The organism is Paraburkholderia gardini (assembly GCF_907164575.1).
In the GTDB taxonomy this organism is placed as follows: domain Bacteria; phylum Pseudomonadota; class Gammaproteobacteria; order Burkholderiales; family Burkholderiaceae; genus Paraburkholderia; species Paraburkholderia gardini.
Map to the genome: position 1 here is coordinate 71,842 of NZ_CAJQYY010000009.1, position 17,768 is coordinate 89,609.

Consider the following 17,768-nt stretch of genomic DNA (forward strand, 5'->3'; position numbering starts at 1 on the left):
TCCGGGAACCTGACCATGGAAAACAAATCACACGCCTTCTGGGCCGGGCTCTTCACCGTTGTGCTGGTGGTCGCGGTCGGCATCGCGGCGTTCCTGTTCAACGTCGACCGCTCCGTGCGCGAACCGTACGACCTGATCGCGCGCACGAACGTGACGGGCCTCTTTACCGACGCCGCCGTGCGCTATCGCGGGCTCGACGTCGGCAAGGTGCAGTCGATCAAGTTCGATCACGACCATCCGGGGCAGATCCTGATCCGCATTCTGGTCGACCGGAACGCGCCGATCACGCATTCGACGTTCGGCAGCCTCGGCTTCCAGGGGGTGACCGGCATCGCGTTCATCCAGCTCGACGACACGGGCAAGGACCCGTCGCCGATGCCGTCGACCCCGAAGCAGATCGCGCAGATTCCGATGCATCCGGGGCTGCTCGACCAGTTGCAGAAGCGCGGCGACATCCTGCTGCGCAAACTGGAAGAGGTAGCGGACGACGTCGATGATCTGCTGTCGCCCGAAATGCGCGCGCAATTGATGTCGAGTGCGGCGAGCCTGCAGCACGCAGCGGACGGCGTCGCGACCCTGACGCAGCAGATGGCGCCCGTAGCGGGCAAACTGCCGTCGACGTTGAACCAGCTGGATCGCACGCTGGCCTCGACGAACCAGTTGATCACCAGCCTGAACCGGCCCGATGGCCCGTTCGAAGTCAATCTGAACAAGGTCGGCACGGCGGCGCAGCAGGCGGGGGTCGCGCTGACGTCGATCGACGAGACGGTGCAGGAGCTGTCGGCGCGCGTCGACTACGACACGCTGCCGCACGTGAACACGCTTGCCGACGACGTGCGCAGCGCCGCGCGCTCGGTCGACCGTGCCGCCGACACGTTCAGCAACAACCCGCGCAGCGTGCTGTTCGGCGCTGCGCCGGCCGCGCCGGGCCCCGGCGAGCCAGGCTTTACCTGGCCCGCGGCCCACGCCACGAAATGACTGACAAGGAACATTGAAATGCCACGCTCGTTCAGCCCTTTCCGGCACACACGCCGGTTTTTCCCGTCCGGCGCGGCGTTCGCGCTCGTGCTCGCGCTCGGCGTGCTGTCGGGATGCGCCGGCAATCCGGCGGCCATCTCCGATATCCGCTACGACTTCGGGCCACCGTCGCCGGCTGCGTCGGTGGGTCCGATGCCGGCCATCAAGGTGCTCGACGTCGAGGCGCCCGAAACGCTCGGCTCCGACAAGCTCAGCTACCGGTTGAGCTACAGCGACGCGCAGCAGCTCTCCGCGTACGCGAACAGCCACTGGACGATGCCGCCCGCGCAACTGCTGACGCAGCGTCTGCGTGCGGCGCTCAGTTCGCGCGGCGCCGTGCTGACGGGTGCCGACAGCGTGCGCGCGCCGGTGCTGAAGGTGGATCTGCAGGAGTTCGAGCAGGTGTTCGACGGCCAGGCGGAAAGCCACGGCGCCGTGACGGCCCGCGCCACGCTGTTCCAGGACGGCAAGGTCGTCGGCCAGCGCACGTTCGTCTCGCGCGCGCCGGCAAGTTCGCCGGATGCGGCGGGCGGCGCGCGCGCGCTTGCCGCCGCCAGCGATGAACTCGTCTCGCAGATCAGCGCGTGGCTCGGCGTGCAGCCGCTCGTCGCCGCGCAATGACCACTGCGCGGCGCATGTTCCGGAGCGCTGCATGTCGGTGAAGTCCTGGCAGCGCCGCCCGTCGGCGTTCGCAAGACAGGCGCTCGCGCTTTACGCGGCCCTGATCGTGTACGGCTCGCTGTATCCGTTTGCCGGCTGGCGCTCGCTGGGGCTCGGGCCGCTTGATTTCCTGCTGGATCCGCTTCCGCAGTACCTCACTGCGTTCGACGTCGTCACCAATGTGCTCGGCTATATGCCGTTCGGCGCGCTCGTCGTGCTCGCGGTATATCCGCGCTGTCGCGGTGCGCTGGCCGTTGGCATCGCGTTCGTGCTGGGTGCGTGGCTCTCGGGCACGATGGAAGCCATTCAGACGTATCTGCCGACGCGCGTCGCGTCGAATCTCGACCTCGCCGCCAACGCGCTGGGCGCGCTCCTCGGCGCGGTGCTGATGGCGCCGGCGACCGGCCCGCTGCTCGATCGCGGCGTCCTCAGGCGTATGCGTTTCCTGTGGTTCCATCGCGACGCGGCCGCACTCCTCGGGCTCGCGCTGCTATGGCCGTTCGCGACGATGTATCCGGCGCCGCGCCTCTTCGGTATCGGCGACTGGCCGCGTGAATTATGGCTGCGCTTCGATTCGACGATGCAGGACGCGCTCCTCGCGTGGACGCCCGGGCGCTGGAACGTGCCGTCGTGGCCCGCGCACGTCGCCGCCTGGCTGCCCGACGATGCGTGGGAAGCCGTGATCACCGCGCTCAGCCTGTTCGCCGCGTGCGCGCTGGCGTCGCTGCCGATGCGCGACCGGGCGCCGCGCATCCGGCTGCTGCTGACGTTCGTCGCGGTGACGCTTTTCGTGAAAGTCGGCGCCACGTTCCTGCAGTCGCAGACTGGCCTCGCGTTCGACTGGGCGACGCCCGGTGCGCTGACCGGCCTGCTGTGCGGCGTGCTCGCCGGGCTGCTTGCGCTCAGCGTGCCGTCGGCGTGGCGTGCGGCGCTTGCGGCGCTCGCGCTCGTGCTGATGCTGGCGTTCGGCAACCTGCTGCCGGTGAATCCGTATTTCGACGTCGTGCTCGCCGACTGGCGTCAGGGCCGCTATCTGCATTTCAATGGCCTTGCACGCTGGCTCGCGTGGATGTGGCCGTACGCCGCGCTCGTGTGGCTGGCGTTTTCGGCCGAACGGGCGTGGTTCTCGCGGGGTCGCGCCAGCGGCTGACGGGCACGCTCGTTATAATCGTCCGGACCCAGTGCCCACATGGCGGACCTGTACTCCCGGTCCACGCCGCGCCACTCAAACTCTTTCTGCCCACTCGCCGGACACCATGGATTCCTTCTACAAGTACCACGTGTTTTTCTGTCTCAACCAGCGTGAACCCGGCGCGGAGCGACCCTGCTGCGCGAACTGCAACGCGCAGGCGATGCAGGAATATGCGAAGAAACGCGTGAAGAAGCTCGGCCTCGCGGGTCCCGGCCAGGTGCGCATCAACAAGGCAGGCTGCCTCGATCGCTGCGAGGAAGGCCCGACGATCGTGGTGTATCCCGAAGGAACCTGGTACACGTACATCGACGAAACCGATATCGATGAAATCGTCGATTCGCATCTGGTGAACGGCAAGGTCGTCGAACGTCTGAAAATCTGATCCGCCCATGAACGTTCATACGAAAAAATTCCTGATCGACGGCCCGGTCGGCAAGATCGAAGTCGCCGTCGACACGCCCGACGAAAACCGCGACACAGGCGCCGCACCGCGCGGTATCGCGCTCGTGGCGCATCCGCATCCGCTCTTCGGCGGCACGATGGACAACAAGGTCGCGCAGACGCTCGCACGCACGCTCGTGCAGCTGAACTACGTGACGTACCGCGCGAATTTTCGCGGCGTCGGGCAAACGCAGGGCGAGCACGACAAGGGCATCGGCGAGCGGGACGATCTGCGCGCGGTGCTCGATTTCATGCGCGCGCAGGAAGGCCAGGCGGAGATGCCGCTCGTGCTGGCGGGATTTTCGTTCGGCACGTTCGTGCTCTCGCACGTGGCCGCGCGGTTAAAGGAGGAGGGCCATGCGATCGAACGCATCGTGTTCGTCGGCACGGCCGCGAGCAACTGGGAAGTTGCGCCGGTGCCGGAAAACACGCTCGTGATTCACGGCGAAACCGATGAAACGGTGCCGATCCAGTCGGTCTACGACTGGGCCGCGCCGCAGGAACTGCCGGTCGTCGTGATTCCGGGCGCCGAGCATTTCCTGCATCGCAAGTTGCATATCCTGAAGCGGATCATCGTCGACGCCTGGCGCTAACGCGGCGCTCATGTGAAGTCAATGTGCCGCTGCAACCTCCCCGCACACGATTCCGGGGTACAGGTACGCACGAAATGTGAGTTTATCGGTCCCGCTGTCGGCGGATTGTCGGATTGCGGCGCGTATAATGAGCGCTCTTTTTTGGGCGCGGTGTTGTCGCTCCGTCCGGCGGGATGCCCGCTTGCATCGCCGGATGATTGACAACGCCGCGCGAACCGATCGCGTGGCCGGAAGTCCAACGGGCGCCGTACCGCCGAACTGCACGTGCAGTTCGGCGAGCGCCCGCCGACCGGCTCTTCCCATCTGCGTGCCCCCGCGCGCAAAGCATATTTCTGCCCGAATCGATCCTATGCGCTTTTCCTCCTCCGGCACTTCGTCCCCGATGTCCCTCGCGTCTTTCACGCCTTCTTCGATCCGTCGCACGGTTGCGCTCGGCGTTCTGCTGCCCGCGACGCTTGTGGCGAGCACGGCGTTCGCGCAGGTGGCGCCTCCGGGCGTGAACGCGCGCTCGTGGGTACTCGTCGACGCCACCAGCAACCAGGTGCTCGCCTCGGGCAATCCCGATGAGCGGGTCGAACCGGCATCGCTCACGAAGCTGATGACCGCGTATCTGGTGTTCGACGCGCTGCAAAAGAAGAAGATCACGATGGATCAGACGATCATGCCGAGCGAAGCCGTGCGCCGCGTGCGCACGGACGAATCGCGCATGTTCATCGAAGCGAACAAGCCGGTCACCGTGCACGATCTCGTGTACGGCATGATCGTGCAGTCCGGCAACGATGCGGCGATCGCGCTGGCCGAACTGGTCGGCGGCAGCGAGACGCAGTTCGTCGCGCAGATGAACGCCGAAGCACAGCGCCTCGGCATGAAGGGCACGCACTACGCTGACGTGAACGGCATGCCCGACCCGCAGCACTACACGACGGCAGGCGACCTCGCGATTCTCTCGACGCGCCTGATCCGCGATTTCCCGGACTACTACAACATCTTCTCGGTCCGCGAATTCACGTACAACAAGATCAAGCAGCCGAACCGCAACCGTCTGCTGTGGCTCGATCCGACCGTCGACGGCCTGAAGACGGGTCACACGCAGGCTGCCGGCTATTGCCTGATCGCAACAGCGAAGCGTCCGGTGCCGGGAGCGCCTGATGCGACGCGTCGTCTCGTCACGGTGATGATGGGCGAGCCGAAGGAACACGATCGCGTACAGGACAGCCTGAAGATGCTGAACTACGGCTACACCGCGTATGACACGGTGCGCCTGTACAAGGCGGGTCAGGTGATCGGGACGCCGCGCGTCTACAAGGGTGCGGCCGATACCGTCAAGATTGGTGTGAAGAGCGACCAGTACATCACCGTGCCGAAGGGCGTGGGCGACAAGGCGAAGCCGCAGGTCGAGCTCACGGACCCGCTGATCGCCCCGATCGCGGACGGCCAGCGGGTCGGCACTGCGAAGATCGTGGCGGATGGCAAGACGCTCTCGGAAATCCCGGTCGTCGCGCTGCAGGCGGTGCCGCAGGCAGGTATCGTCGGGCGCGTGTGGGATTCGATGATGCTGATGTTCAACAAGAAGAAGTAAGCTTGGGAAGGTCGATGCGGCGTGTGCCGGCGGTAGTTGCCGCGGGCCGCGCGCCGCATCGAAGGCAGACGCGGGCGGCGCATCGGTGAATTGAGGAATGCGGCGCTGGAAGGAGTAAAAGATGGATTCAGCAAACGACTCGCTGTTCGAGTTTCCCTGTGATTTCCCGATCAAGGTGATGGGCAAGTCGCATCCGGATTTCCACGACACGATCGTGACGGTGATCCGCGAGTTCGACGGCGAATTCGACGTGACGCGTATTGAAACGCGCCCGTCGAGCAGCGGCAACTACACTGGCCTGACGGTGACCGTACGCGCGCAGAGCCGCGCGCATCTCGACGATATTTATCGCGCGCTCACCGGTCATCCGATGGTGAAAGTGGTGCTTTGATGCGCTGTCGCCGCGGCGACAGCTACGGCTGGACGTGCAACGCGTCCGGCATTTTCCCCGCGCCCGAACGTTCAGCGCACGCGCGCTCGAAAAGCTGCCTGAAGCGCGCCACCTCCGCGAAAAGCCACTCCCTGAACGCCGCGACCCGCGGCGCCTGAAGCATGGGCTGCGGGCAGATGAAGTAGTACTGCCACGGGCTCGGGCCGTCGACATCGAACAGACGCACGAGTCGCCCGCTTGCAATCTCGTGCATCGCCAGCGAGCGCCGGACGAGCGCGATACCCTGACGGTCGATGGTCGCCTGCAGCAGGTTCGACGAATCCTGATACAGCACGCCGCGCTTCGGTTCCGGCAGATCGGTAAGCCCGGCGGCGTCGAACCACGGGCGCCATAGCTCGTCGTCCGAGCGCAGCAGCGGCGCATTCGCGAGATCAGCCGGCGTTTTCGGCAGATTGCCGCCGTTGAAGTCCGGCGAGCACGCCGGGAAGAAAATCTCCTCGAGCAGCAGTTCTGAGTGCAGGCCCGGATACTTGCCGAAGCCGAACCGGATCGCCGCATCGACGTCGTCGCGCGCGAAATCCGCGAGCACATTGGTGGACAGCAGTTCGAGGTCCCACTGCGGATTGGCCTCGATGAAGCTGCCGATACGCGGCGTCACCCAGCGCGCCGCGAACGACGACAGCATCGTCACCACCAGTCGCCGCTCCCGGTCTCCGGCGCGGATCTGGCGGGTCGCATCGGCGAGCGCCGTGAGCGCGGCGCGCACCTGCGTCGCATAGCGGCCGCCCACTTCGGTGAGCCGCACGCGCTTGCCGTCGCGGGCGAACAGCGCCACGCCGAGTTCGGCTTCGAGCGCGCGGATCTGATGGCTCACGGCGCCATGTGTGACGAAGAGTTCGTCGGCGGCGCGCGAAAAGCTCTCGTGCCGGGCGGCGGCTTCGAACGCCTTGACGGCGTTCAGGGCGGGAAGTTGTCGGAGGTCCATTGCAATTTTTCTCACATATCCGTGAAAATTGGTCGTTTTGCTCAAACCCTTGATACGTCTACGATTGTAGTCATCAGAATGACTTTGTCGGAGCGAATCATGCGAGAAATTTCCTCTAGCATAACCTTTGAAATCCAGGCGGGTGAAACGGTGCCGTTGATGGTGATGCGCAGCACGCGCCTGAAGGTGAGCTGCGCTGCCGTGTGGGTAACCCGTAGCGACGATATCGAGGATTACTGGCTGGAGGCCGGCCACACGCTGCGGCTGCGGCGCGGCGAGCGGCTGTGGCTGAGCGTCGAAGGCGGTCCGGTGGCGCGGCTCGCGTTCGCGGTGCCGACCCGTCCCGACGAGCGCGCGATGAACTGGTCCGCACGCGTGGCTGACCGGCTCGGATGCTGGCTGAGGCAAGGCTGGCGGACCGTTTGAGCGAGCGTTGCTCTACCGGAGTGCCTGCAGGAACCGGGCGCGCTCCGGCGGGGCGCGCCGTATTTCGGTAAACTGGCGAAATCATGTGCGCCACGCCTGTTTCCCCGTCTACGTTGTCCCCCGGTTCAACCCCGTCCAGTCAGACTGCTCCCACCATCGGGAGCGATTGTTCTGTGGCCGCCGCGCGGCAGGTCACGGTGCGCTGGCGCGGCGTCGAATCTTACGAAATCAGTTTCGACGCCATGCGCGCTTTTACCGATGCGCGCTCCGCGGACACCGTCGACGAAATCTGGCTCGTCGAACATCCGCCCGTCTTCACGCTCGGCCAGGCCGGCGATCCGGCCCATCTGCTGGCCGCCGACAGCGGGATTCCACTCGTCAAGGTCGATCGTGGCGGACAGATCACATATCACGGCCCGGGACAGGTGGTCGCCTACCTGCTGTTCGACTTGCGTCGGCGCAAGCTGATGGTGCGCGAGCTGGTCACGCGGATCGAGCAGGCCGTGATCGAAACGCTCGCGGCGTATAATCTCGCCGGAGAACGCAAGGCGGGCGCGCCCGGTATCTACGTGGCGCCTGGTCCGGATGCCGGTCTGCATGCCGGCGCCAAGATCGCCGCGCTCGGCCTGAAAATCCGCAACGGATGCAGCTATCACGGCGTCAGTCTGAACGTGAACATGGATCTGCAGCCGTTTCTGGCGATCAATCCATGCGGCTACGCAGGACTCGAAACGGTCGACATGGCGACGCTGGGCGTCGCTGCCGGCTGGGACGACGTGGCCCGGACGTTCGCAGCACGCCTCACCGCAAACATCGACGGCACACCCGCGGCCGTCGCCCAACCGCAGGCCGGTGCCGTCACCGCCTGACTGGATCGAACGAATGACTGACGTTACCGCGAACCTCGCCGGCACTCCCGCCACCGACGCCGTCCCGGCGCCCGCAGCCTACGACGCCACCGCGAAGCAGAAGGCGCAGGCCAAGACCGCGCGCATTCCGATCAAGATCATTCCGATCGAAAAGCTGAAGAAGCCGGACTGGATTCGCGTCAAGGCCGCCACCGGCAACTCGCGTTTCCACGAGATCAAGCAGATCCTGCGCGAGCACAACCTGCACACCGTCTGCGAAGAAGCGAGCTGCCCGAACATCGGTGAGTGCTTCGGCAAGGGCACGGCGACCTTCATGATCATGGGCGACAAGTGCACGCGCCGTTGCCCGTTCTGCGACGTTGGTCACGGCCGTCCTGATCCGCTCGACACTGAAGAGCCGGCTAATCTGGCTCGCACGATCGCGGCGCTGAAGCTGAAATACGTGGTGATCACGAGCGTCGACCGCGACGATCTGCGCGACGGCGGCGCGGCGCACTTCGTCGAATGTATTCGTCAGACGCGCGAGCTTTCGCCGGAAACGCGCATCGAAATCCTGACGCCGGATTTCCGCGGCCGTCTGGACCGCGCGATCGGCATTCTGAATGCCGCGCCGCCCGACGTGATGAACCACAATCTCGAAACGGTGCCGCGCCTGTACAAGGAAGCGCGTCCGGGTTCGGACTATGCGCATTCGCTGAAGCTGCTGAAGGATTTCAAGGCGCTGCATCCGAACGTCGCGACGAAGTCTGGCCTGATGGTGGGTCTCGGCGAAACCGAAGAAGAAATTCTTCAGGTGATGCGCGATCTGCGCGCGCACGACGTCGACATGCTGACGATCGGCCAGTATCTGCAGCCGTCGGAGCACCACTTGCCGGTGCGTTCGTACGTGCATCCCGATACCTTCAGGATGTACGAGGAAGAAGCATACAAGATGGGCTTCACGCATGCCGCCGTGGGCGCGATGGTGCGCTCCAGCTATCACGCGGACGTGCAGGCGCATGAGGCCGGCGTGGTTTGAGTCTGAAGGTTTTCCGTTTGTGCTGATAAAAAGCCCGCAAAATGTTGCGGGCTTTTTTGTGTCGCGTTGCGTTGCAACGGCTGGATAGGGCAAACGCTGCCTGGGGAAGAACTTCATTCCGATGACCGTCACGGCGACAGCTAGAATGCCGCCCACGACGGCAAATTTCTGGTGTGGCGCCGCGGTGTTGGCGATGGTTGCGTCGATCAGGTTTGACATTCCGGCGTCGCAATAGACCGGATGGCCTGTCCTTTAACCCTCGCCCTCGACAGGCTGCAACCCGGATTTCGTCTCCATCGGGGTGGGTGTGCGTCCGGATTCTCCGACGGACGGATTCCGGATTTCCGGAAATCCGGACACGCGTTGCCTCGCTCTGCGAAAAATCCTATATAAATCAACGGCCATCGAGCGATGCCACGCTGGCACTGACCTTGCAAAACAGAAGCCGTGGCCACCACGGCCCGACAAACTAGAGCAAGGAGACAGCTTCGTGAAAAAACCCATCCATAAAGTGCTGTACGTCCAGGTGATCGTCGCGATCCTGATCGGGATCGCGCTCGGCCACTACTGGCCGACGCTCGGCGTCGACATGAAACCGCTCGGTGATGGCTTCATCAAGCTCATCAAGATGGTGATCGGCCCGATCATCTTCTGCACGGTCGTGACCGGCATCGCCGGTATGGAAGACATGAAGAAGGTCGGGCGCGTAGGCGGCAAGGCGCTTCTGTACTTCGAGATCGTCTCGACGTTCGCACTGGTGCTGGGCCTCATCGCCACGCACGTACTGAAGCCGGGCTCCGGCTTCAACATCGATCCGAAGACGCTCGACAGCGCGTCGGTCGCGTCGTTCGCCGCCAAGGCGCACGGCCAGAGCACCGTCGAATTCCTGATGCACATCATCCCCAACACGATCTCGTCGGCGTTCGCGCAAGGTGAAATCCTGCAGATCCTGCTCGTCGCGCTGCTGTTCGGCTCGGTGCTCGCCACCGCCGGCGAGAAGGGCAAGGTCGTGACGAACCTGATCGACGGCCTGTCGCACGTGCTGTTCGGCATCGTGCGCATCATCACGAAGCTGGCGCCGATCGGCGCGTTCGGCGCGATGGCGTTCACCATCGGCAAGTACGGCATCGGTTCGCTGATTCCGATGCTCAAGCTGATCGGCACGTTCTATCTGACGTCGGTGGTGTTCGTGATCGTCGTGCTCGGCACCATCGCGCGCCTCGTGGGCTTCAACATCTTCCGTTTTGTCGCGTACATCAAGGAAGAGATGCTGATCGTGCTGGGCACGAGCTCGTCGGAAGCGGCGCTGCCGCAACTGATGCAGAAGCTGGAAAAGCTCGGCTGCTCGCGCTCGGTGGTGGGTCTCGTCGTGCCGACGGGCTACTCGTTCAATCTGGACGGCACGAACATCTACATGACGATGGCCGTGCTGTTCATCGCGCAGGCGACCAACATCGATCTGACGTGGGGCCAGCAGCTCACGCTGCTCGCCGTCACGATGCTGACGTCGAAGGGCGCAAGCGGCGTGACGGGTGCCGGCTTCATCACGCTGGCCGCAACGCTCGCTGTCGTGCCGACGATCCCGCTGTCGGGCATGGTGCTGATTCTCGGCATTGACCGCTTCATGAGCGAATGCCGCGCGCTGACGAACATCGTCGGCAACGGCGTGGCAACGGTTGTCGTGGCAGCGTGGGAGAAGGAACTGGACCGCGCGAAGCTGAATTCGGTGATTCGCGGCGAGACGCCTGTCATCGATCGCGAAACGGCCGAAGCCTGATGTCATGAAGACGGCGGCGCGCTCCGCGCTGCCGTCCGCCCAACCGGCGGGCGACGCGTCACGGTATGCCACAATAGTCGATCCCACTCCTCCGCACACCGGACTGGAAATCGCTACCGTGACGCGCCGTCTGCTGATCCTCGTTGCGCTCGCCGCCGGGCTCATCGCGGCGTGCGGTCTCACATGGACGATTACCTGGCGACACGGCATCGACACGCTGCGGCGCAACGCCGCGGTGCGCGTCGATCGCACCACGGGCACGCTGAAAAGCACGCTCGATCGCTACGAATCGTTGCCTTACCTGCTGGCAAGTCATCCATTCGTCCAGGAAGTCCTCGACGCGCCCAGCCCGGTTCTGGTCGAGCGCGCGAACCGTTATCTCGAAGACCTCAATCAACGCGCGCGGGCAACCGCGACGTACATCATCCGCGCGGACGGCATCTGCGTTGCGGCGAGCAACTGGGACGGCGGCGCCGACAGTTTCGTCGGCGCGGAATATCGGTTCCGGCCGTATTTCATCGATGCGATGAAAGGCGGCGTCGGGCGCTTTTTTGGCATCGGCACGACGTCGCACGATCCCGGGTACTACATTTCGCAGCCGGTGATGCGCGACGGACGCATTGTCGGCGTCGCGGTCGTCAAGCTGAGTCTCGAATGGCTGCAGGGCGCCGACGCATCCGAGCCGCTCGTCGTGACCGACGATCACGGCGTGATCTTTCTGTCGTCCGTGCCGGCATGGAAATATCACACGGTGCGGCCGTTGTCGGGAGCGATTGCCGATGTGATCTGGCAGACGCGGCAATACGCGCAGCAGCCGATCGCGGCGCTGCCCGTCACGATCGAGCGCACGCTGGAAGGCGGCGCGCAGATTGTGCGCGTCGGCGGCGGACGCGGCGCGCAACGGTTTCTGGCGACCCGGCGCGGGATCGGCGAGCCCGACTGGCATCTGATCACGATGGCACCCATCGATCCGGTCAACGCCGACGCACGCAACGCATCGATCGTGACGGGCCTCTGCTACGTGTCGCTGTGTCTTCTCGCGTTCTACTGGCGCATGCGCCGCGCGCGCGTTCGCGAAGTGATGCGCAGCCGCGCGCTGCTGCAAAAGGCGTATGCGGAACTGAACCAGCGCGTCGCTGAACGCACAGCCGATCTGTCGCAGGCCAACGAGCAGCTTCAGAAGGAAGTCGCCGAACGGACGCGCGCCGAGCTGGAACTACGCGCGGCGCACGAAGAACTGATCCAGACGAGCAAGCTTGCCGCCCTTGGCCAGATGGCGGCCGGCATCACGCACGAACTCAACCAGCCGCTTGCCGCGCTGCGTGGCTTTTCGGACAACACGCGTGTGCTGCTCGAACGCGGCGACCAGGTGTCCGCGCGCGAAAATCTCGAAGCGATAGCATCGCTGACCGAGCGCATGGGCAAGATCACCAACCAGTTGAAGCTGTTCGTCGGTCGGGCGCGGCCGCGCGGCGCGCGCGCGCCGGTCGCGCGCGCGTTACGTAACGTGCTGGCGCTGTTACAGAAGCGCCTGCAGGACGTAACGGTGCGGCTGTCGCTGACCGATGCCAGTACCGGTCGCACGGAGCGCTTCGAGATCGCGGACGAACATCCGGCGCTCGTCGCGAACTGCGACGATCTGCGGCTCGAACAGGTGCTGATCAACCTGCTCGCGAACGCGCTCGACGTGGTGACCGGCCTGCCGTCGCCGCGCATCGAGATCGATATCGAGGTGGGTGAGGCGACGCTGCTGATTGTCGTGCATGACAACGGCCCCGGTATCCCGGACGATGTGCTGCCGCGCCTCTTCGAACCGTTTTTCACGACGAAGGAAATGGGCCAGGGTCTGGGGCTGGGTCTGGCGATTTCGTCGTCGATTGCGCGCGACTGCGGCGGCTCGCTCGTCGCACGTAACGCGCCGGATGGCGGCGCGATGTTCGTGCTGACGCTGCGGCGCGCACAGGTGCATTCGGTCCCGGCCGTGGCGTCCGGTTCATGAATTCAGATGGCTTCAGGTGGCAATGCTATGAGTAACAGTGGTTTGCAGGTGATCTACATCGAAGACGACGAACTCGTGCGACGCGCGAGCGTTCAGAGTCTGCAACTGGCCGGCTTCGACGTCACGGGACACGCGTCGGCCGAATCCGCCGCGCGGGTGATTCGCGCGGATTTCCCTGGCGTGATCGTGAGCGATATCCGTCTGCCGGGCGCGAGCGGGCTCGACCTGCTCGCGCAATGCCAGGAGCGCGCGCCCGACGTGCCCGTGATCCTCGTCACCGGTCACGGCGATATCTCGATGGCCGTGCAGGCGATGCGCGATGGCGCGTACGATTTCATCGAAAAGCCGTTCGCTTCGGAGCGTCTGATCGAAACCGTGCGACGCGCGCTCGAGCGGCGCAAGCTCGTTCTGGAGAATCTGGCGTTGCGGCGGGAACTGGCGGGCCAGGACACGCTGACGCCGGGCATCATCGGGCGCAGTCCCGCGATCGAGCAGGTCAGGCGGCTGATTGCGAACGTCGCGCCGACGGACGCCTCCGTGCTGATCAACGGCGACACGGGCGCCGGCAAGGAGTTGATCGCGCGCAGCCTGCACGATCTGTCGCCGAGGCGCGACAAGCCATTTATTGCGGTGAATTGCGGCGCGTTGCCGGAACCGATGTTCGAGTCGGAGATGTTCGGCTACGAGCCCGGCGCATTTACCGGCGCGGCCAGACGCCGGATCGGCAAGCTCGAACACGCTTCAGGCGGCACGCTCTTTCTCGACGAAGTGGAAAGCATGCCGCTCGCGCTGCAGGTGAAGCTCCTGCGCGTGCTGCAGGACGGCGTACTGGAGCGGCTCGGCTCGAACCAGCCGGTGCGTGTGAACTGTCGCGTGGTCGCGGCGGCGAAGGGCGAGATGACCGACCACGTCGCGGCGGGCACCTTCCGGCGCGATCTGCTGTACCGGCTGAACGTGGTGACGATCGCGCTGCCGCCGCTGTCCGAGCGTCGCGAAGACATCCTGCCGCTCTTCGAGCATTTCCTGCTTGGCGCCGCGGTGCGCTATCAGCGGCCGGCACCCATTCTCACCGACCGTCAGCGTACGAGCCTCATGCAGCGCGAGTGGCCCGGCAACGTCCGCGAGCTGCGTAATGCCGCGGACCGTTTCGTGCTCGGCGTCGCCGACGAGACCGTCGGATCTTCGGCGGACGACGCCACGACGCAATCGCTCAAGGAGCGCGTCGAGCAATTCGAGCGGACGGTGATAGCGGAGGCACTGGAGCAGACGGGCGGCGTGGTGTCGATGGCCGCGGATCGCCTGCAACTGGGCAAGGCGACACTCTACGAAAAGATCAAGCGATATGGCCTGACGGCGCGGGGTGAAAACGAGCGGTGAGGCTGAATGCGCGATGCGTCGCGAATGGACGCAGACCCGTACCGGAATGCACCGTGGGGCTTTCGGGATGAGGCCGGGAGTACGTTGAGGCGAAGGAAGTTAAAGCGCGACGACGACGTGAAGTTCTTTATGTCGTCGCGCGTACCGGGCGATCAGGTTGCCAGCGCCTTGTCGAGCAGCTTGTCGAGCTCGCCGAACTCAGGCTCGCCGACATAGCGCTTCAGGATCTTGCCATTACGATCGACGAGGAACGTCGTCGGGGTCAGCTGGACATTGCCGAACTGCTTCGCGGCCGAGCCGTCGTCCATTGCGACCTTGAACGGCAGCCGGCGCGTTTGCGAGTAGTTCGCCACGTACATCGGCGCGTCGTAATTCATCGCCACTGCGACGAACTCGAGGCCCTTGCCCTTGTAGCGGTTGTACGTGTTGACCATCTGCGGCATTTCCTTCATGCAGGTGTCGCAACTCGTCGCCCAGAAGTTGACCAGATAGACCTTGCCTTTCAGATCGGCGGTCGATACTTTCTGGCCGGACAGCAGCGTGAACGTTGCATCCGGCACATGTTGCTGGCTGCCGAACGCAAAGTAACCGGCAGTCGCGATCGCACCGGCGACGACCGCGATCGCGATGTAGCGAACCGGGCTGGCGCGGCGGGAATCTGGAGTGGGGCTCATAAATGGACCTCAGGACCTCAGGAGCGCGCAGGCGCGCGGAAATGCGAAAGGCGTAAGCCGCATGCAATCTGCAGCCTCGTTATCTCTGTATTGTAGCGTCAAACTTGCCCGGCGGCAGGACGCCGCCCGACAGCGGATAATGACGGTTTGTTTCCGCCGTTTACCCTGATTTCCGCACTTATAAACTGTCACATGCATCGATCAGCGTTCAGCCTGTCCCAGCTCTCCCGCCGCTTTGCTCCCCGTTTTGCGTCCCGCTCTATTGCACATACCGTGCTCGACCTGTCGCGAGTGGTTCGCGTCGCTGTCGGCGCGCTGATTGCCGGCGCGGTCCTGATCGCGTGTTCGCCGACGTATGACTGGCGCACGATCATGAACAACGACAACGGCTACACCGTCGATCTTCCGGCCAAACCCGACACCGACGAGCGCACGATCGACATCGGCGGTACGCAGATGAAGATGAGCATGCAGACCGCCGAGGCCGGCCACGCTGTGTTCGCAATCGGCACGGTCATGCTGCCGGACGACGACCCGCAAATGCAGCAGGCCGCGCTCGACTTCCTGCGCACCGGCCTCGCGCGCAATCTGGGGGCAACGCCGGAATCCAACGCGACGCAGATTCCACTGGCGGCGGGCGGGCAGGTACCCGGCCTTGAAATGGCCTTCAGCGGCAAGGCCGGCCCGCAACAGGAAGCGCGGACGCTGCATGCGCGACTCGTTGTGCATGGGCGGCATGTGTACCAGGCCGCCGTCATCGCAGATCGCGAACTGCCGGTGGAGCAGCTCGACCAGTTTTTTCAGTCCTTCAAACTTTATTGAAGCGGAAGAAATTGCTCCTGTTCGCATTTGTCGCGCATCAGTGCAGTGAAAGTTCCTTCGCAGAAGACGGCGCTAATCGCCGGATTTCATGAGGCTTTTTTTGTTACCCACAGGACCTGTGGATAACATTGTTGAAAACTCTGTTTGTTGTCGCGCACAGGCCCGTCCTGTGGGCTTGCTGTTAGTTTGCCCGCGATCTCGGCAAATCAAAAAACTCAATTGAATCAAGGTGTTTGACAAAATCTCTTCCGGACACCTTTCAAATGTATCAAAAGGTGTCCGGAACGCAGGCGTGTGCATAAGTCAAGTCTTGACAGCTGTTTTTTTGCTTTATAAAAGCGCGAACGCGCGCCGGTACTGGATCGCTTCCGCGATCTGGCCCGCATCCGGCATGTCGGCGTCAGCCAGGTCGGCGATCGTGCGCGCCACTTTCAGGACACGGTAATAGGCGCGCGCAGACCAGCCAAAACGTTCGCCAGCCTCGCGCAATAACGCCTCGCCCGCCGCGCCCGGCCGGCAGACCTGATCGGCTTCGCGACCACTCAGTTCACGGTTGGTCTTGCCCTGCCGGCGTAGTTGCCGGTCGCGTGCCGCGCTCACCCGTTCCGCGATCATCGCACTCGTTTCGGCGGGTTCCGCGGCGCGGGCGGACAACTCGGCAGGTGTCAGCGCGGGGATCTCGATCTGGATGTCGATCCGGTCGAGTAGCGGCCCCGACAGCTTGCGCAAATAGCGCCCGGCGATTTCGGGCGTGCAGCGGCAGCGACCGTTCGGATCGCCGCGCCAGCCGCACGGGCACGGATTCATCGCGGCAATCAGCTGGCAGGCCGCCGGAAAATCCGCCTGCAACGCGGCGCGCGAAATCGTGATGCGCCCGGCTTCAAGCGGTTCACGCAGCGTTTCCAATACGTGGCGATCGAACTCGGGAATCTCATCGAGGAACAGCACGCCGAGATGCGACAGCGTGATTTCGCCGGGTTGCGGCGGATTGCGTCCGCCAACAAGTGCGGCCGCGCTCGAAGAGTGATGCGGCGCGCGAAACGGGCGCTTGCGCCAGTGGGCCGGCGAAAATCCGGAAGCGCTTGCTGAAAGCAGCGCGGCGGAAGCGAGTGCCTCGTCATCGGTCATGGGCGGCAACAGGCTCGGCAGGCGCGCGGCCAGCATCGATTTGCCCGCGCCTGGAGGGCCCACCATCAGGACGTGATGGCCACCCGCCGCCGCGACCTCGAGTGCGCGTCGCGCGCCGCGCTGGCCGATCACTTCCGCCATGTCCGGATACGCGGCGGCCTCGCCGGGCAGCACTTCAGGCACAAGCACCGGCGACAGCCGCTGATCCGGCTCACCGGCCAGATGGGCACAGAGCGAGGGCAGGTCGTGCGCACCATAGACATCGACGCCCGGCACGAGCGCCGCCTCGTTTGCGCTGCCCGCCGGCAAATACAGCTCGGGCGTGCGTTCCGACTGCGCGCCCGCGCGCGCCGTGCCGCACGCCATGGCGAATGCGCCTCGCATCGGCCGTAACGCCCCGGTGAGCGAGAGTTCGCCCGCGAACTCGCGCTGGTTCAGGGAATCGACGGGAATCTGTCCGCTCGCCGCGAGAATGCCGAGCGCAATCGGCAGGTCGAAGCGGCCGGACTCCTTGGGAAGATCGGCGGGCGCCAGATTGACGGTGATGCGCCGGACGGGAAAGTCGAAGTTGCAGTTCTGCAGCGCGGCGCGCACGCGTTCGCGGCTTTCGCGCACTTCGAGGTCGGGCAGGCCGACGATGGAAAATGAGGGTAATCCGTTGGCGAGGTGAACCTCGACTGTTACTTCGGGCGCGCGGCCAGAGGCCGGCGCGCGACTGCGCACCACGGCAAGCGACATGTTTTCTCCCCGTCAGGCGGCGCGCCTTGCGCGCATCCGCCATCTGAAACGCTAAAACGCTAATGCTGGTGAGACGACGCGG

General features: G+C 64.5%; 17 protein-coding genes. 14 read left to right on the top strand and 3 right to left on the bottom strand.

Going from position 1 to position 17,768, the window contains the following annotated elements; genetic code table 11:
• Nucleotides 1–15 precede the first annotated feature (15 nt).
• The 7 genes from LPA34_RS09370 (at nucleotide 16) to LPA34_RS09400 (ending at nucleotide 5,873) form a co-directional block, all read left to right on the top strand.
• Entirely contained in the window at nucleotides 16–978 is a 963-nt protein-coding gene (locus LPA34_RS09370; RefSeq protein ID WP_228977297.1) for an MlaD family protein, read from the top strand.
• Between the two features lie 18 nt (nucleotides 979–996).
• Nucleotides 997–1,638: an ABC-type transport auxiliary lipoprotein family protein gene (locus tag LPA34_RS09375; RefSeq protein WP_228977299.1), complete on the top strand. Its 642-nt coding sequence runs from the start codon at nucleotides 997–999 to the stop codon at nucleotides 1,636–1,638.
• Nucleotides 1,639–1,669: 31 nt separating this feature from the next.
• Nucleotides 1,670–2,827: a VanZ family protein gene (locus LPA34_RS09380; protein WP_228977300.1), complete on the top strand. Its 1,158-nt coding sequence runs from the start codon at nucleotides 1,670–1,672 to the stop codon at nucleotides 2,825–2,827.
• A 106-nt stretch (nucleotides 2,828–2,933) separates the two neighbouring features.
• Complete coding sequence (locus LPA34_RS09385) at nucleotides 2,934–3,251, top strand: (2Fe-2S) ferredoxin domain-containing protein (RefSeq protein WP_228977302.1); 318 nt, start codon at nucleotides 2,934–2,936, stop codon at nucleotides 3,249–3,251.
• Between the two features lie 7 nt (nucleotides 3,252–3,258).
• Nucleotides 3,259–3,903 (top strand): alpha/beta hydrolase, encoded by a 645-nt coding sequence (locus tag LPA34_RS09390; RefSeq protein ID WP_228977304.1) that lies wholly within the window; start codon nucleotides 3,259–3,261, stop codon nucleotides 3,901–3,903.
• 349 nt (nucleotides 3,904–4,252) lie between these two features.
• On the top strand, nucleotides 4,253–5,482 hold the full coding sequence (locus LPA34_RS09395) for a D-alanyl-D-alanine carboxypeptidase family protein (protein WP_228977305.1): 1,230 nt from the start codon (nucleotides 4,253–4,255) through the stop codon (nucleotides 5,480–5,482).
• Nucleotides 5,483–5,603: 121 nt separating this feature from the next.
• Entirely contained in the window at nucleotides 5,604–5,873 is a 270-nt protein-coding gene (locus LPA34_RS09400) for a DUF493 family protein (RefSeq protein ID WP_228977307.1), read from the top strand.
• Between the two features lie 22 nt (nucleotides 5,874–5,895).
• Here the strand turns inward: LPA34_RS09400 and LPA34_RS09405 are convergent, their stop codons facing one another.
• Nucleotides 5,896–6,858, bottom strand: a complete 963-nt coding sequence (locus LPA34_RS09405; protein ID WP_228977310.1) for a transcriptional regulator GcvA — start codon at nucleotides 6,856–6,858, stop codon at nucleotides 5,896–5,898.
• Nucleotides 6,859–6,957: 99 nt separating this feature from the next.
• Here LPA34_RS09405 and LPA34_RS09410 point away from each other — a divergent pair, with 99 nt between their 5' ends.
• The 6 genes from LPA34_RS09410 to LPA34_RS09435 all read left to right on the top strand — a co-directional run bounded on the left by LPA34_RS09410 (nucleotide 6,958) and on the right by LPA34_RS09435 (nucleotide 14,324).
• Nucleotides 6,958–7,284, top strand: a complete 327-nt coding sequence (locus LPA34_RS09410) for a DUF2917 domain-containing protein (RefSeq protein WP_228977312.1) — start codon at nucleotides 6,958–6,960, stop codon at nucleotides 7,282–7,284.
• 83 nt (nucleotides 7,285–7,367) lie between these two features.
• A complete protein-coding gene (lipB, locus tag LPA34_RS09415; RefSeq protein WP_228977315.1) occupies nucleotides 7,368–8,153 on the top strand; it encodes a lipoyl(octanoyl) transferase LipB in 786 nt (261 codons plus the stop codon).
• A 13-nt stretch (nucleotides 8,154–8,166) separates the two neighbouring features.
• The gene (gene lipA / locus LPA34_RS09420) at nucleotides 8,167–9,171 is read left to right on the top strand and encodes a lipoyl synthase (RefSeq protein ID WP_228977317.1); all 1,005 of its coding nucleotides are present in this window, start codon (nucleotides 8,167–8,169) and stop codon (nucleotides 9,169–9,171) included.
• A 490-nt stretch (nucleotides 9,172–9,661) separates the two neighbouring features.
• Nucleotides 9,662–10,948: a dicarboxylate/amino acid:cation symporter gene (locus tag LPA34_RS09425; protein ID WP_228977319.1), complete on the top strand. Its 1,287-nt coding sequence runs from the start codon at nucleotides 9,662–9,664 to the stop codon at nucleotides 10,946–10,948.
• A 4-nt stretch (nucleotides 10,949–10,952) separates the two neighbouring features.
• The gene (locus LPA34_RS09430) at nucleotides 10,953–12,947 is read left to right on the top strand and encodes a sensor histidine kinase (RefSeq protein ID WP_228977321.1); all 1,995 of its coding nucleotides are present in this window, start codon (nucleotides 10,953–10,955) and stop codon (nucleotides 12,945–12,947) included.
• Nucleotides 12,948–12,974: 27 nt separating this feature from the next.
• On the top strand, nucleotides 12,975–14,324 hold the full coding sequence (locus tag LPA34_RS09435) for a sigma-54-dependent transcriptional regulator (RefSeq protein WP_228977323.1): 1,350 nt from the start codon (nucleotides 12,975–12,977) through the stop codon (nucleotides 14,322–14,324).
• Between the two features lie 152 nt (nucleotides 14,325–14,476).
• On the opposite strand, the gene LPA34_RS09440 is transcribed toward LPA34_RS09435, so the two are convergent.
• Nucleotides 14,477–14,998, bottom strand: coding sequence for a TlpA disulfide reductase family protein (locus LPA34_RS09440; protein ID WP_228977325.1), 522 nt, complete (start codon nucleotides 14,996–14,998; stop codon nucleotides 14,477–14,479).
• 273 nt (nucleotides 14,999–15,271) lie between these two features.
• Between LPA34_RS09440 and LPA34_RS09445 the strand changes: the two genes are divergently transcribed.
• On the top strand, nucleotides 15,272–15,820 hold the full coding sequence (locus tag LPA34_RS09445) for a hypothetical protein (RefSeq protein ID WP_411178890.1): 549 nt from the start codon (nucleotides 15,272–15,274) through the stop codon (nucleotides 15,818–15,820).
• A gap of 330 nt (nucleotides 15,821–16,150) precedes the next feature.
• Here LPA34_RS09445 and LPA34_RS09450 read toward each other — a convergent pair whose 3' ends face one another.
• A complete protein-coding gene (locus LPA34_RS09450; RefSeq protein WP_228977329.1) occupies nucleotides 16,151–17,686 on the bottom strand; it encodes a YifB family Mg chelatase-like AAA ATPase in 1,536 nt (511 codons plus the stop codon).
• Nucleotides 17,687–17,768 lie beyond the last annotated feature (82 nt).